At 68.8% G+C, this 15,646-nt stretch carries 11 protein-coding genes; 7 read left to right on the top strand and 4 right to left on the bottom strand.

Annotation, left to right across the window (positions count from 1 at the left end; genetic code table 11):
- Nucleotides 1-103 precede the first annotated feature (103 nt).
- Entirely contained in the window at nt 104-466 is a 363-nt protein-coding gene (locus AC4NMM_RS12315; protein WP_096395717.1) for a DUF5518 domain-containing protein, read from the bottom strand.
- 137 nt (nt 467-603) lie between these two features.
- Between AC4NMM_RS12315 and AC4NMM_RS12310 the strand changes: the two genes are divergently transcribed.
- Together AC4NMM_RS12310 and AC4NMM_RS12305 are read left to right on the top strand one after the other, a co-directional pair.
- Nucleotides 604-3,099, top strand: a complete 2,496-nt coding sequence (locus AC4NMM_RS12310) for a heavy metal translocating P-type ATPase (protein ID WP_491924383.1) — start codon at nt 604-606, stop codon at nt 3,097-3,099.
- Between the two features lie 100 nt (nt 3,100-3,199).
- A complete protein-coding gene (locus AC4NMM_RS12305; protein ID WP_491924382.1) occupies nt 3,200-5,350 on the top strand; it encodes a GH32 C-terminal domain-containing protein in 2,151 nt (716 codons plus the stop codon).
- On the opposite strand, the gene AC4NMM_RS12300 is transcribed toward AC4NMM_RS12305, so the two are convergent.
- Complete coding sequence (locus AC4NMM_RS12300) at nt 5,344-6,714, bottom strand: glycoside hydrolase family 68 protein (protein ID WP_491924381.1); 1,371 nt, start codon at nt 6,712-6,714, stop codon at nt 5,344-5,346. The genes AC4NMM_RS12305 and AC4NMM_RS12300 overlap by 7 nt on opposite strands.
- Before the next feature lie 111 nt (nt 6,715-6,825).
- The gene (locus tag AC4NMM_RS12295; RefSeq protein ID WP_096395725.1) at nt 6,826-7,653 is read right to left on the bottom strand and encodes a DUF8054 domain-containing protein; all 828 of its coding nucleotides are present in this window, start codon (nt 7,651-7,653) and stop codon (nt 6,826-6,828) included.
- A gap of 316 nt (nt 7,654-7,969) precedes the next feature.
- Between AC4NMM_RS12295 and AC4NMM_RS12290 the strand changes: the two genes are divergently transcribed.
- The 4 genes from AC4NMM_RS12290 to AC4NMM_RS12275 all read left to right on the top strand — a co-directional run bounded on the left by AC4NMM_RS12290 (nt 7,970) and on the right by AC4NMM_RS12275 (nt 12,717).
- The gene (locus tag AC4NMM_RS12290) at nt 7,970-9,400 is read left to right on the top strand and encodes an extracellular solute-binding protein (RefSeq protein ID WP_157745993.1); all 1,431 of its coding nucleotides are present in this window, start codon (nt 7,970-7,972) and stop codon (nt 9,398-9,400) included.
- Between the two features lie 148 nt (nt 9,401-9,548).
- A complete protein-coding gene (locus AC4NMM_RS12285; RefSeq protein WP_096395729.1) occupies nt 9,549-10,553 on the top strand; it encodes a carbohydrate ABC transporter permease in 1,005 nt (334 codons plus the stop codon).
- Nucleotide 10,554: 1 nt separating this feature from the next.
- Nucleotides 10,555-11,529 (top strand): carbohydrate ABC transporter permease, encoded by a 975-nt coding sequence (locus tag AC4NMM_RS12280; RefSeq protein ID WP_096395731.1) that lies wholly within the window; start codon nt 10,555-10,557, stop codon nt 11,527-11,529.
- Nucleotides 11,530-11,535: 6 nt separating this feature from the next.
- Entirely contained in the window at nt 11,536-12,717 is a 1,182-nt protein-coding gene (locus AC4NMM_RS12275; RefSeq protein WP_491924380.1) for an ABC transporter ATP-binding protein, read from the top strand.
- A 25-nt stretch (nt 12,718-12,742) separates the two neighbouring features.
- On the opposite strand, the gene AC4NMM_RS12270 is transcribed toward AC4NMM_RS12275, so the two are convergent.
- The gene (locus AC4NMM_RS12270; protein WP_491924379.1) at nt 12,743-14,455 is read right to left on the bottom strand and encodes a glycoside hydrolase family 13 protein; all 1,713 of its coding nucleotides are present in this window, start codon (nt 14,453-14,455) and stop codon (nt 12,743-12,745) included.
- A gap of 219 nt (nt 14,456-14,674) precedes the next feature.
- On the opposite strand from AC4NMM_RS12270, the gene AC4NMM_RS12265 reads away from it, so the two are divergent.
- Complete coding sequence (locus AC4NMM_RS12265; protein ID WP_096395737.1) at nt 14,675-15,613, top strand: carbohydrate kinase family protein; 939 nt, start codon at nt 14,675-14,677, stop codon at nt 15,611-15,613.
- Nucleotides 15,614-15,646: the final 33 nt, after the last annotated feature.

Here is a 15,646-nt window from a genome sequence, read left to right as displayed (position 1 = left end):
CGTGCGCCTCCGAGCGGGCCTGTGGCCCGCGAGGAGCGCACGCCAGTGTGGAAGGCTGCCTCTTCTGACTCGCTTAAAAATGGTACTCTCGCGAAAACAGCGGCTATTCTCCGACCACGCCGCCGATGGCGCCCGCGAGCGCCGAGTCGACCGCGAACAGGAACGTGAGGAACAAGCCGACCACGAACACGCCGGCGCCGCCGAGCAGGCTCCCGATCGGGCCGCCCACGAGGCCGACGAGGCCCCCGAACGCGGCGAGCGCGAGGGTGACGACGATCCCGCTCACCGACCCCGCGAGTAGCCCGTGCCAGAAGCCGGAGAGCAGGCCGCCGCCGGCGAGGTAGCCCGCGACGAACCCGCCGACGAGCCCGGCGGCCGCGTGCCCGACGACCGGGACCGCCGTCGCCAACACCCCGGCGATCAGCATCACGACGAATCCGTAACCGACGGCGCGCCAGTCAGTCATGCCCGCGAGTAGCCCACGGACGGATAAATACTCGCGGATGGTTTACTATCTCAGAATCCTATTTTAATAATCTCTTATAAAATAGCCCGTGAGAATGGCAGTTGGATTAATAATGATGCGGCGGATACGGTCGGACAATGAGCGACTCACGCGAATCGAACGGTCCCGACGACGGGGCGACGGATCCGCCCGGCGGCGAGACGACCGACGACCTCGGCGGCGCGCAGCTCCGGCTCGCCGTGCCGGACATGGACTGCTCGTCGTGCGCGGGGAAGGTCGAGGGCGCGCTCGACCGCGAGGGGGTTCTCTCGGTCGACACCCGCCCGACGACGGGCGTCGTCGTCCTCACGTACGACCCCGACGTGACGGACGTCGAGGCGCTGACGGCCGCGGTCGAGGGCGCCGGCTACGCGGTCGCGGACGCCGAGTCCGACGGCGTCGCCGACGACCTGTTCACGAGCCCCCGCGCGGTCGCGACCGCGGTCGGCGGCGCCTTCCTCGCGGTCGGGCTCGCCTTGGAGTGGCTGCTCCCGGGGCTCGACCCGACGTTCGCCACTATCAGCGGCGTCGGCTTCCTCGGGCCGTGGGCCGTCACCGGCGCGTCGATCGCGTTCCTGCTCGCGATCGCCGCCGCCGGCCCGCCGATCCTGTGGAACGGACTCTACTCGCTGCGCGGCCTGAGCCTCGACATCGACCTGCTGATGAGCGTCGGCGTCGTCGCCGCGCTGCTCGTCGACCTCCCGTTCGAGGCGGCGACGCTGGCGGTGCTGTTCTCGGTCGCCGAGCTGCTCGAACGCTACTCCATCGACCGGGCGCGCACCTCCCTCCGCGAGCTGATGGAGCTGTCGCCCGACGAGGCTGTCGTGATCCGCGACGGCGACGAGGAGACGGTGCCCGCCGAGAGCGTCGCGACGGGCGAGCGACTCGCGGTGCGCCCCGGCGAGCGCGTCCCCCTCGACGGGGTCGTGAGGAAGGGCTCCGGCACGGTCGACGAGTCGCCGATCACCGGCGAGTCCGTCCCCGCGGAGAAGGAGCCCGGCGACGAGGTGTACGCCGGCTCGATCAACGAGGCGGGCTACCTCGAAGTGGAGGCCACCGCGCCCGCCGAGGAGTCGACCATCGCGAGGGTCGTCGAGCTGGTCGAGGCCGCGAACGGCGAGGAGACGCGCGCCGAGCGGTTCGTCGACCGCTTCGCGGGCGTCTACACCCCGATCGTCGTGGTCGGGGCGGTCGCCACCGCGGCGCTCGGCCCGCTCCTCGTCGGCGGCGGCGCGGAGACGTGGTTCGTCCGCGGGCTCACCCTGCTCGTCGTCGCGTGTCCCTGCGCGTTCGTCATCTCGACGCCCGTCAGCGTCGTCTCCGGCGTGACCGCGGCCGCGCGCAACGGCGTCCTCATCAAGGGCGGCGAGCACCTGGAGGCCGCCGGCGACGTCGACGCCGTCGCGCTCGACAAGACCGGGACGCTCACGCGCGGCGAGCTGTCGGTGACGGACGTCGTCCCCCTCGGCGACCGCGACGTCGACGACGTACTCGCGTGCGCGACCGCCATCGAGCGGCGGAGCGAACATCCCGTCGCGGCGGCGATCGTCGCGCGTGGCGAGGAGACCGGTGCCGATCCCGGCGACGGGGGCGTGACCGACGGCGAGGGCGCGACGGACGACGACGTGACCGACGACGTCGAGGTCACCGGCTTCGAGGCGCTGACCGGCGAGGGCGTGCGCGCCGAACTCGACGGCGAGACGCACTACGCCGGCAAGCCCTCGCTGTTCGAGGACCTCGGCTTCGACCTGAGCCACGCCCACGTCCGCTCGGACGGCGGGATCGTCCGAGAGCGCGACGCGGACGGCGACGGCACCGACGATACGGGCGCGAGCGTCACCGAGCCCGAGCCCTGCGACCACGGTCGGTACCTCGACCTGGCGAGCGAGACGATCCCGCGGCTCCAGGCCGAGGGGAAGACGGTCGTCCTCGTGGGGACCGAGACGGAGCTGGAGGGCGTCGTCGCGGTCGCGGACACCGTCCGTCCGGAGGCGGCGTGGGTCGTGGACCGGCTCCACGAGCTCGGGATCGACCGCGTCGCGATGCTCACCGGCGACAACGAGCGGACCGCTCGGGCGATCGGCGAGCGCGTCGGCGTCGACGAGGTGCGCGCGGCGCTGCTCCCCGAGGAGAAGGTCGACGCGGTGCGCGAGCTGGGCGCCGAGACCGAGGGCGGCGTCGCGATGGTCGGCGACGGGATCAACGACGCGCCGGCGCTCGCGGCCGCGGACGTCGGGATCGCGATGGGCGCCGCCGGCACCGACACCGCCATCGAGACCGCCGACGTGGCGCTGATGGCCGACGACCTGACGCGGCTCCCGTACGTGGTCGACCTCTCCTCGCGCGCGAGCTCGACCATCCGGACGAACATCGGCGCCTCGCTCGGCGTGAAGGCGCTGCTCGCCGCGGGCGCCCCGCTCGGCTACGTGAGCGTCGCGATGGCCGTGGTCGTCGGCGACATGGGGATGAGCCTCGGCGTCACCGGCAACGCGCTTCGGCTCGGCAACGTCGAGCCCGCCGAGCCGCCGACCGCGGACGCAGCGGCCGCAGAGTCGAACGCGGAGGCCGCCGAATCGAACGCGGAGGCGGCGTAGGGTCGGGCGACGACCCGGCTCGCAACGGGCGATCGGCGCCGACGGGGCCGCGTTGACCGGAGACGATACGACTTTTACTCGGGAGCCAGTTCTCTTTGCTATGATTGGCCGCGAGACACGAGTCGGGTTCGTCTGTGACGGCGCGCCGTCGGACGAACAGCGGGCGGCGCTATCGTGGCTGGAGACACGGTCGGTCGAGGCCGTGCGGGTCTCTCCCGCCGAGGTCGGCGACGTCACGGACGAGTGCGACGTGCTGTGGTGGCACCGCGACGCGCCGATCGAAGGCGGCGTCCTCTCGGAGGGTACCGGGGACGCCTTCGACGCCTTTCTCGCAGACGGCGGCGGGCTGTTGCTCACGCTCCGAGCGATAGCCGTCGTCGACGACATCGGGGTCGATCCGGTGGCGCCGGACGTGGTCGGGACCGAGAGCGTCGCCGAACCGACCGGCGTGTTCTGGCGGACGCTCTACGACGACCACCCGGCGGTAACGGCGTTCGATTCGATTCGTATCCCGACCTGCGATCGAGGGGCGGTTCCGACGGCCCACTACGAGAGCGTAGTGCCTTCGCACGGCGAAGTGCTCGCGTCGACCGTCCGCGGCGACCGGGACGTCCCGAACGAGATGACCGTGGTCTCGTGGGACCGCGGCGGCGGCGTCATCGGCGTCGGTGCGCCGGTGGCGTTCGACGAACCCGCGGCCGAGCCGATCGCCGACGCGCGCTCGGAGCTAATCTCCGGCTGTCTGTCGGCGGTCGACGGCGGCGACCAGCCCGGTCGTCCGAAGACGGCCGACGAGTTGACGGCGATGCGAGCGGCGTTCGCCGACGACCCGACGCGGCCGCGCTATCACTTCACCCCGCCGGCGAACTGGCTGAACGACCCGAACGGCCTGATCCGGTGGGACGGGCGGTACCACCTGTTTTACCAGTACAACCCCGCGGGGCCGTTTCACAACGCGATCCACTGGGGCCACGCCGTCAGCGACGACCTCCTCCACTGGACCGACGAGCCGATCGCGCTCTCGCCGTCCCCGGACGGTCCCGACCGCGACGGCTGCTGGTCGGGATGTGCGGTCGACGACGAGGGAACGCCGACGATCCTCTACACGGGCGGCGACGGCCGCTGGCAGCTCCCGTGTCTCGCCACGAGCGGGGATCCGGCCCTCCGCGAGTGGGACAAGGACGCGGGAAATCCCGTGATCGAGGAGCCGCCGTCCGATCTCGACCTCCTGTCCACGGAGGACTGGGAGATAGAGTTCCGCGATCACGCGATCTGGCGGGACGGCGACACGTGGTATCAGCTCATCGGAAGCGGTATCTCCGACCGAGGCGGGACGGCCCTCCTGTACGCGTCTTCGGACCTCCGCGAGTGGGAGTACGAGGGGCCGCTGCTGACGGGAGACGACGGACACGGCGCCGTCTGGGAGTGCCCGGAGCTGTTGGAGCTCGGCGAGCGGTCGCTCCTCCACGTCTCCAACTACGAGGACGTGGTGTACTTCATCGGGGACCTCAACGACGGCGAGTTCGACGCCGCTCACCGAGGCGTGCTGGACGCCGGCGACTTCTACGCGCCGCAGTCGCTCCGGGACGGTGACCGCTACCTGACGTGGGGGTGGCTTCCGGAGACGCGGGAGACGAGCGCCCAGTGGGACGCAGGGTGGTCCGGGGCGCTGTCGCTCCCGCGGGTGCTGTCGCTCGGCGACGACGGACACCTCCGGCAGCGACCCGCCGCCGAGGTGGATCAGCTCCGACGGGACCGACTGTCAACCGCGGTCCCGGACGTCCTCGACGAGCGCCGCCACGCGCTCGCCGCGAGCGGCCGGACGCTGGAGATCGACCTGGAGGTGTCGCTGGCGGACGCCTCGGCGTTCGAGCTGTCGGTGTTCGAATCGGCCGACCGAGACGAGCGGACGGCGATCCGCTACACGCGCGAGGGCGAACTGACCGTCGACCGGTCGGAGTCGAGCCGCGAAGGAGTCGGGGGGCTCGACGTCCAACGGATGCCCGTACCGCCGTACGACGGACCCCTGTCGCTCCGGGCGTTCCTCGACGGATCGGTGATCGAACTGTTCGCCAACGACCGACACTGCCTGACCAGCCGGGTGTATCCCGCCGAGGAGAGCACCGGACTGTCGGTGACGGCCGAAGACGGGCGAGCGACGGTCGCCGAGTTCGACGTCTGGGAACTCGAATCCGCGATCACGCCCGTGACGGGATCGCCCTCCGCGGCGCCCGACGCGGAGCCTCAGTAGTTGCTCCCCGGGTACCCGACGGTCCGGTGGCGGTCCATTCGGGCGTCCAACAGGTCGACGTAGCCGTCGTCCGAGCCGACCTCCTCGGGCGGCTGATACTCGTCGGTGTCCGGGAGGCCCTCTTCCGACGTGGGGATGTGCCAGTGCGCGAGCGTGCCGTGGATTCGCGTCCGATCGTCGGTGACGTCGAGCCGAAGCGTCGGACTCAGCGTCCCGCCGAACCGGCGCCGCTGCTCGGCCTCCGAGAGGTCCGCGATGCCGTCGAGCGAGTCGCCGTCGAACTCGCGGTAGTTGTAGAAGCTCTGAACGAGTATCTCGTCCCGGTACGGAAACGCCATCCAGGAGTACGCTTGGAAGGGGACGCTCGCCGGGTTGGTCACGACCAACCCGGATCCGTTCAGCGGCTCGTACTCCCCTCGGAGCGAGTCCGCGGCGAACCCGTAGAGGCCGTCGAAACCGTGGAGGCCGGGCGAAAAGGTGTGCATGTGGCTCGAAAAGAAGAGGTAGTATCGGCCGTCTCGGGGGACGACGTGGGGGCGTTCGAGCTCCTGGTTGACGCAGACGCCGTCCAGGAGCGGCGGTTCGAGCTCCCAGTCGAGCGGGTCGCCGCTCGGGGACGTGGCGACGCCGACGCAGCCGTTGAACTCCGTTTGGGCCTCGTCGCCGTCGCACCGGTCGCTGTCGACGGGGACCGGCGTGTTCGCCTCGAACAGGAGGTTCGTCTCGCCCGTCTCGGGATCCTCGAAGAACCAGGGGTCGCGGAACGTGTAGATCATCCCCCGAGACTGGCCCTCGTTCTCGTACCACTCCCCGTCCGGTTCGAGGATGGTCTCGTGGCTCCAGGGCCCCTCGCTCCACACCCCCTCCTCGTCGGCCTCGAACCGGCCGCCGTGGCCGACCGCGATGCGCTGCGTGTAGTTCAGGTCGTCTGCCGACTCGTCGCCTGCGGCGGTGTAGTACAGGTACAGCTCGCCGTCGTCGTACAGCGCGGAGCCGGCCCACTGGCGCTGGCCGAGCGCGTCGGCCTCGAACACGGGCTCGCCGCCGTGCCACTCGGTGCCGTTCCGGGAGTAGAAAAACCGGATCTCCGCGACGTCGTGGCGCTTTCCGGGGAGTAGTTCCTCGGAGGCGGTCAGTGAGAAGAGCACCCGCCAGCCGTCGATTTCGGCGATCTCTCCGTGTCGATCGCGGAGCAACCACGTGTCCCAGATGTGGAGGTCGTCGGCGGGGTCCTCAGGCGGCGGCTCGATGACCGGTGCGACGGTGTCGGGCGTGCGTTCGATCCGGCCGGCCTGCGATCTCGTCCACCGCGGCGGGAGCCAGCCCTCAGTGCTCCGTCGGCTGTCGGGGGTTCTCTCGCTCATGTTCAGTTACACTCCCGTCGGTAGTAAATTCACTTATTGTTCCCGGTCCGAACCGTGCGGGCCGCGCGTCGCTCCCATCTCGCCGCGTGCGGCCGCGACGCAGCCCCGGAGTCACTCGAACGTGTAGAGCCGGGCCTCGCAGTCCGGACAGACGAGCGTCTCGGACGGCTCGTCGCCGGCGCCGGTGTGGCCGCCGCAACACGACATGTCCGTGCCCCGTTCCAAGGCGGCCCCGCAGTCCGGACACTCGTCGAGGAACAGCCGGTTCGTCTGCGCCGCCGCCAGCCGAGCCTCGTCGTCGTCGAGGTGCGGTTCGGTCGCCCGGTAGCCGGCGATCTCGGCGATCGCCACCGGGCGGCTGAGCCAGGTCTCGTCCGTCACGCCCCCGCCCTCGGGACCGAGCGCGACCCACTCGTCGTCTATCGCCCGCGCCTCGGTCGCCGGAGAGATCGCGAGCGCGGCGCGAGCCAGCTCTTCCGTGGTATCCTCGCGGAGTCGGTCCATCTCCGCGTGCCACCGCTCGTCGAACGCCGCGGTGGGAGCGACGGTGTCGTCGCCGGCTTCGAGGACGCCGCTCTCGACGAGCCGGTCGAGCAACTCCGCCGGATCGGCGGGGCCGCTTTCGGCCCCCAGCGATCCGCCGCCGTTCGGGGGGTCGTCGGCACCCTCCGGCGGCTCGTCGAAGAGGGCCGCCCCGCCCGGGACGGCGGCGACCAACGGCGGGGCGAACCGGGGGGTCCCCGGAATCAAGTACCCTCGAAGCCAGACCAGCGCCAAGCCGCCAACCGCGGCGGCGGCGCCGACCGTCGGGGTGACGGCGGCTCCCAGCGCCGCGCCGGCGGCACCGACGAGGCCGACGTTGACGACCGTACACGGCCAACAGCGGTTTTCGCCGGTGTGGTCCGACCGCCGGAACTCGGAGACGAACGACGAACCCATCCCGACGGGGTACTCGCTACCGGGGCATCAACGTTCCGCCGCCGGTCCTCCACCGACGGTCGGAGCCACCGGTCGGCCGCGTGAGGGCTCCAGACGGGGATGTCGCTCGCCGGCGTAACGTTTGTCGCTCGGCCGACTCAGACCGACTACGCCGACATCCGCCGGGTCCGCCGCGGGAACGGCGACACGCCCGTCGAGGGGGCGTGCCGCGGGCCGAGACGCCCGAGCGTCGGCACCGCCCTCTGCGATCTGATTTTCACAACACCCGTTGTAATCCACAGTAACTATATTAATGATTATTCCTTATGGCCATGTGATGTCAGACGATACCACACCGAAGGGCGTCTCGCGGCGACAGTACCTCGCGGCGACGGGCGCGGTGGGAGCGGCCGGCCTCGCGGGCTGTTCGGGCGGCGGAGACGGTGGGGACGGAACCACGACTGGCTCGTCGGGTGACGGCGAGATCGGCGGCACAGTCACGGTCTTCTCGGGGCCCCAGTTCGTGGACGCCGGCTTCCCGGAAGTCCTCCACGAGGCGGGAGTGCCGGACTCGATCACGATCGAGATGACCCGGCCGCCACAGGACACGGGCAGCAAGCAACAGCAGCTCCGGACCGCGATCAACGCGGAGGAGTCCGACCCCGACCTGGTGTTGACGGACAACGGGTGGACGCTCCCGTTCATCGTCCGCGGCGACCTGGTCAACCTCGAAGAGGAGATGGACGACGAGTTCATCTCCCGGGTCAGAGAGGAGGGCGTCCAGTCGATGATCAACACGGGGACCCATCCCGAGACGGGCGACCTGTACTCGGTTCCGGTGTTCCCCGACTTCCCGACCATCACGTACCGGAAGGACCTGCTTCGGGACGCGGGCTACGGCGACTCGGACTTCGACACGTGGCGCGGAGACCCGCCGACGTGGGGGGAGTTCTCCCAGATCGTCTCGGAGGCCATGGACGGTGCCGACGTCGAGTACGGCCACCTCTGGCAGGGGAACAACTACGCCGGGCTGGCGTGCTGTACGTTCAACGAGTACCTCACGAGCATGGGCGGTGCCTTCTTCGGCGGGCAGGACAACCTCTTCGGGCCGATCGGCGACCGTCCGGTCACCCTCGACACGGAGGAGTCCGTCGACGGGATCGAGGCCGCGGTCGACACCATCCACGGCACGGGCAGCGCCCCGATGGACATCCAGAGCATCTCGCCGCAGGAGGTGGCCGGCTGGTCCGAGCCGGACACGAAGAGCCTCTTCGAGGACGGCAGCGCGGTCACCCAGCGCAACTGGACCTACTCCATCGGCGGCGCCCTGACCGACTTCGAGGGGACGGACATGGAGCTCGGCGTGATGCCGCTCCCGCAGGGACCGAACGGGTCCTGGCACGCGCAGGGCGGCTGGATCATGTCGATGAACCCCTACACCGACAACATGGCGTCGGCGAAGGAAGTGATCAAGGCGTGGTGGGAGGACTCCGTCCTCGAGTACCAGTTCGACACGGCGAACTTCATGCCGCCGAAGCCGGAGCTGTACAGCTACGTCGAGCAGAGCGACACGTACGGCCCGTACTTCGAGGCGCTCCAGTACTCGGCGGAGAACCTGATCCCGCGCCCGACGACGTCGGTGTGGCCGAGTCAGCGTAGCATCATCGCAACCGAGGTCAACGCGGCGCTCCGTCAGGAGAAGAGCCCGCAAGAGGCGGCGACGGCGATGCAAGAGCAGATCTCAGCCATTGAGGAGCAGGCCGGATAACTGGACAGGGATCGCCCCCGGTTCGAGGGGACTCAGAGACCGAGCACACATAGAACGTAGACAATAATGATAACTATTCGCACGAGAAACACGCGGGCGATGCTCGTACCACAACAGCGGGCAACGGCACAGGGAGGTGTTAGTCGGGATGGCAGTTGAACAGGGGAGACCGGAGGTGTCGGGCGGATCCGGCGGGGTCCTGACGCGACTCGGGACGTGGACGGAGAACCTGAGCGAGCAGGCGTACGCGTACCTGCTCTTGACCCCGGCCTTCGTGGTCCTGCTGTTGTTCGCGTTCTGGCCGCTGGCGTCGGCGGTCAGGATGTCGTTCTTCGCCGACGTGATCACCGGCGGGAGGTTGGGGGAGTTCGTCGGGGTTCAGAACTACGTCGCGCTGCTCACGAACACCAACGCGCTGGCGCCGGCGGCGTTCGTCGACCCCTCGTTCGAGACGCCGATCCTGGAACAGGCGCTGTTCATGACGATCCTGTTCGCCGTGTTGAGCGTCACGGGCGAGACGCTGCTCGGGTTCCTCTACGCCATGCTGATGAAGGCCGAGTACAAGGGGCGGCGGCTCGTTCGGCTGCTCATCATCCTGCCGTGGGCGATCCCGATCGTCATTCAGGGGATGATCTTCTTCCTGCTGTTCCGCCCCGGCTACGGGCTTTTGACAGAGCCGCTCCAGCAGCTCGGGATCTTCTCCAGTCTCCCCCTCAACACGACCTTCGACAGCTTCGTCATCGTGACGGTGGCGGACATCTGGAAGACGTCGGCGTTCATGGCCCTGCTAATCTTGGCGGGGTTAGAGAGCGTCAACCAGGACCTCTACGAGGTGGCCGACGTGATGGGCGCCTCCCGGTGGCAGCGGTTCCGTTACATCACGTTCCCGCTGGTGTTCCCGGTGTTGATGGTCGCCATGCTGTTCCGGACGATGGGCGCGCTCCGGGTGTACGGCATCATCGAGTCGACCACCGTCGGCTGTTCGACCGTCCCGTCGATGACCTGCCTCGTCACGCAGATGATGTTCGGGTCGTCGACGCTGTACGGTTCCGCGGCCGCCGTGAGCGTCCTGATCGCCATCGTGGTGGGCCTGTTCATCATGGTGTACCTCCTGTTCATCAAACAGAGCAACCAGAGCCTGGGGTTAGCCTGACATGAGCATCGACGCACGTGACCACGAGGACGCGGAAGTGTTCGACGAATCGGGCGACGACGCCGACGACGAGGAGAACAAGTCCCGCGTCGCGCGGTGGGCAGACGACTGGATCAAGCACCCGGAGAAGGCGTACGCCGTAATGTTAGTGTTCCTCGGCGGGGTGCTGTTGACCACGTCGCTGTTCCCGCTGTACTGGCTGTTCAACGTCGCGATGGCGCCGCCCGGACAGACCGACATCCCGCTGTTCCCGACGACGATCGACCTCACGGCGTTCGTGCAGGTGTTCCAGCAGATCCCGTTCGCGCGGTTCATGTTCAACAGCCTCTTTTACGCGTTCACGGTGACGCTGTTCGTGCTCCTCGTCGGGAGCCTCGCCGGGTACGCGTTCGGCCGCCTGGAGTTCCGGGGGAAGACGCCGCTTTTGTTCTCGCTGCTTGTGCTCAGCTTCTTCCCGCCGGCGACGCTTTTCATCCCGCTGTTTCGGGCGTTCAACCAGCAGGTCCCGATGCTGGGGCTGTTCACCCTCCCGGTGGAGCTGTACGGGACGCCGGGCGCGGTCGTCACGCCGCTCAGCGCGTTCACGATGCCGCTGGCGATCTTCATCCTGACCACGTTCTACGGGCAGATTCCGGACGGGCTCGAAGAGGCCGCCAGAGTCGAGGGGACGACGCGGATCGGTGCGCTGTTCCGGGTGATCATGCCGCTGTCGGCGCCGGGCGTCGCGACCGCCGGGATTCTCACCTTCATCACCGTGTACACCGAGTTCTTCTTCTCGTACCTGATGACCGGCAACAGCGCCGCGGAGTGGGCGCCGGTGGTCGACGGCGTCCTCGCGTTCCAGACGCAGTACACCGTCCGGTACGACCTCCAGGCGGCGGCGAGCCTGATCGCGATCGTCCCGGTCGCGATCCTCGTCGTCGTCGCACAGGACAAGATCATCAGCGGCCTCACGCAGGGAGCCCTCAAGGAGTGATACCATATGGCACGAGTTAAACTCACAGACGTCACGAAACAGTACGACGACGTAACGGCGGTCGACAACATGAACCTCGACCTGAAGGACGGCGAGTTCATCTGTCTCGTCGGTCCGTCGGGCTGCGGGAAGTCCACGACGCTCGAAACGGTCGCGGGCCTCACCAAGCCGACGTCGGGCGAGATCCTGATCGGCGACCGCGAGGTGACGAACCTCCCGCCGAAGGATCGCGGCATCGCGATGGTGTTCCAGAACATCGCGCTGTTCCCGCACATGGACGTGTACGACAACATCTCCTTCGGGCTCCGGCTGCGGGACTTCCCCAAAGAGGAGATGGACGAGCGGGTCGACGAGGCCGCTCGGGTCGTTCGGCTCCAGGGGATGTTAGACCGGATGCCGAGCGAGATGTCCGGCGGGCAGCGCCAGCGCGTCGCGATCGCGCGGGCCATCGTCCGCGACCCGGACGTGTTCCTGATGGACGAGCCGCTGGCGAACTTGGACGCCAAGCTGCGCGTCAACATGCGGACCGAGCTCCAGCGGCTCCACAAGCAGCTGGACACGACGATCATCTACGTCACGCACAACCAGGCGGAGGCGATGACGATGTCCGACCGGATCGCGGTGCTCAACAAGGGGGAGCTCCAGCAGATCGCCGCGCCGCTGACCTGCTACAACCAGCCCGCGAACCGGTTCGTCGCCGGCTTCATCGGCTCGCCCTCGATGAACTTCTTCGACGCGACCGCCGGCGACGGCTCGCTCGAAGCGAACGGCTACTCCGTCTCCTTCGACACCGCGGCGGTCGACGGCTTGGGGGCCGACGACCCGGTGGAGGTCGGGATCCGCCCGGAGGACATCTACCTCGAGGGCAACAGCGCCGAGGCCGAGGACCCGACTCGGACGTTCTCGGTCGAGACCGACGTGCTCGAACCGATGGGCGACGAGATATTCGTCTACCTGAAGCCGATCCTCGAATCGTTCGACGAGGAGGACGCCGACTTCGAGGAGCGCCAGGGGCTGCTGATGAGCGTGGACCCCGCGACCGACATCGGCGAGGAGGAGAGCGTCGACATCGTCTTCGACCGGGCCCGGATCCACCTGTTCGACGACCAGACCGGCGACGCGATCTCGCACGGCGTCGTCTCCGGTGCGGACATCGAAGCCGGCGACGACGGGGTCCAGGCCGACTGAGCCGATCGCCCGTCACCACCAATTTTCAGAGCCGGTACACGGCGGCCTCGTACGGCCGGAACGTACTTCCGATCGGGTCGGTCGGCGACTCGTCGTAGTTCCCCCCGAGGGTCTCGATGTCGGCCGGTTCGATCGCCTCCCGTTCGATCGCTTCCGGTTCGAAGGTCGCGGCGGCGTCGGACCAGTTGAGCACGACCAACAGGCGCTCGTCGCCGAGCGTCCGCGTGTACGCGTAGATGCTGGGGTGGTCCGGCAGGAGGAGGTCGTACTCGCCGTACACGAGGGCGTCCGCCTCGTGTCTGAGCTCGATCAGTCGGCGGTAGTAGTGCCAGACGGAGTCCTCGCGGCTCCGCTCTTTCTCGACGTTGATCTCGCCGTAGTTGTCGTTCACCGGGAACCACGGGTCGCCGTCCGTGAAGCCGGCGTGCGCCTCGTCGGACCACTGCATCGGCGTCCGGGCGTGGTCCCGGCTCCAGTAGTTCACGAGGTGCGCGACGTCCGCGAAGGAGTCGACGCCGTCGCGGCGGGTGAGCGCCTCGACCGCCCCGATCGTCTCGACGTCGTCGATCTCGTCGAGGCCCTCGAACTCGGCGTTCGTCATCCCGATCTCGTCGCCTTGATACACGTACGGCGTGCCGCTCAGCGTCAGCAGGAACGTCGCCAGGAGCGTCGCGCTCTCCCGCCGGTACTCGCCGTCGTCGCCGAACCGGGAGACGATCCGCGGCTGGTCGTGGTTCCCGAGGAAGACGGCGTTCCATCCGCGACCCCGCAGCCCCTCCTGCCAGCGGTCCATCACGCGCTTGAACGTCGGCAGGTCGAACTCCCGCGGGCCGCTCGGGTCCCAGATTCCGTCCGGGCCGGCGTCGACCTCCATGTGCGCCGACTGGAAGAGCATCCCCAGTCCGATCCCGTCGTCGCCGAGGTAGCTCGCCGCGGTGTCGACGTCCGTGTGCGACATCTCGGCGACGGTCATCGCGTCGCGGCCGGACGTCGTCTCGACGATCTCGCTGAGATACTCCTCCAGACGCGGCCCGTTGAAGAACTGTTCCTCCCCGACGACGTCGGCCTCGGGGTCGCCGTCGGGATACCCCGCCGGCTTCGAGAGGAGGTTCAGGGCGTCCATCCGGAAGCCGTCGACGTCCTTGTCCAGCCACCACCGGATCAGCTCCGTGACGGACTCGCGGACCCGAGGGTTCCGCCAGTTCAGGTCCGGCTGGTTCTCGTGGAAGAGGTGAAGGTACCACGCGCCGCGCTCGTCGTCGTAGCTCCACGCCGAGCCGCCGAAGAACGACTCCCAGTTGTTCGGCGGCTCGGCGGGCGGCCCCTCGCGCCAGTGGTAGTAGTCCTCGTACCCCGCTTCCTCGCGTCGCGACCGCCGGAACCACTCGTGTTCCGCGGAAGTGTGGTTGACGACGAGGTCCATCACGAGGCGGATGTCGCGGTCGTGAAGCGCGTCTCGAAGCGCTTCCCAGTCGGCCATCGTGCCGAACTCGGGGTCGATCGCGCGGTAGTCCCGAATGTCGTAGCCGTTGTCCTCCTGCGGCGAGTCGTACACCGGACAGAGCCAGACGACGTCGATTCCCAGCTCGTCGAGGTAGTCGGCCTTCTGCGTGATCCCACGGAGGTCGCCGATCCCGTCGCCGTCGGAATCGTTGAAGCTCCGCGGGTAGATCTGGTAGACGACGCTCTCCTTCCACCAGGACCGATCCGGGTCCGCGGCGTCCCCTCCGGAGGTCATTGGCGGGGAGACGCGTCGCGATGACTCGGTGTGGATCGCTCCTCGCGCGAAACCGGCGTGTGGTCGACGGTGCGACGTCGGGGGGAAATCATACAACTCATATCTGAGTATATTTGTAAAAACGTACTGGTCCCGGGGGAGCACCCCCGGACCGTCCCGATCGCGACCGTGCCCGAATTTTTATTGTTTTCATACTCCTGATTCCGAGTATGGTGGCGCATGACGCGTGAAGTCCTTGTCGCCGGCGAGACCCTGATCGATTTCATTCCTGACCGCCCCGGACCGCTCGCGGACGTGGAGTCGTTCTCCAAGCGAGCGGGCGGCGCGCCGGCCAACGTGGCGGTCGGGCTGGCGCGGCTCGACCGGACGCCGTGGTTCTGTACCGCGCTCGCCGACGACCCGTTCGGTTCGCATCTCGCGCAGGTGCTCGACCGCGAGGGCGTTCCGGACGACTTCGTTACGGAGGTTCCGGACAGCGGGACGGCGCTGGCGTTCGTCTCGCACGGCGAGGACGCCGACCGCGAGTTCACCTTCTACCGCTCGGAGACGGCGGACAGGCGCCTCGACACGAGCGTCGTCGGCGACGATGTCCTCGAATCGGTCGAGGTCGTCGTCGTGGGGGGCGTCACGCTGACCGTCGAGCCGGCGCGATCGGCGACGTTCGACCTCGTCGAGCGGGCCCGCGACCGAGACTGCCGCGTCTTCTTCGACCCGAACGTCCGCCCCGAGCTGTGGGAGACGGATCCGGGGCCCACGGTCGAGCGGATGCTCTCCGAGACGGACGTCCTCAAAGTCACCCGCGAGGACCTCGAGGGAGCCGGGCTCCCGACGACGACCGCGGAGGTTCTCGCCGCCGGACCGGACGCGGTTTTCCTGACCGAGGGCAGCGCCGGCGCGCGGCTGGTCACCGACGAGGGCTCGCGGTGGGGCGCCGGCGAGTGGCACCACCCCGGATACGAGATCGAGGACGTCGTCGACACGACCGGCGCCGGTGACGCATTCTCCGCCGGGGCGATCGCGGGGCTCGTCGACGGCGACGACCCGGACGGTATCCTCGGGTTCGCCAACGCCGTCGCCGCCGCGTCGACGAAGCGCCGCGGTGCGATGGCCGCGCTTCCCGACCGGGAGGCCGTCGCGGAGCTGCGCGACGGGGAGTGATCCGACCCGGGCGGTGTCCCGGCTCGCTTCCGT

The organism is Halorubrum sp. SD41, from assembly GCF_058630335.1.
This window is presented reverse-complemented; position numbering and strand designations above follow the sequence as displayed.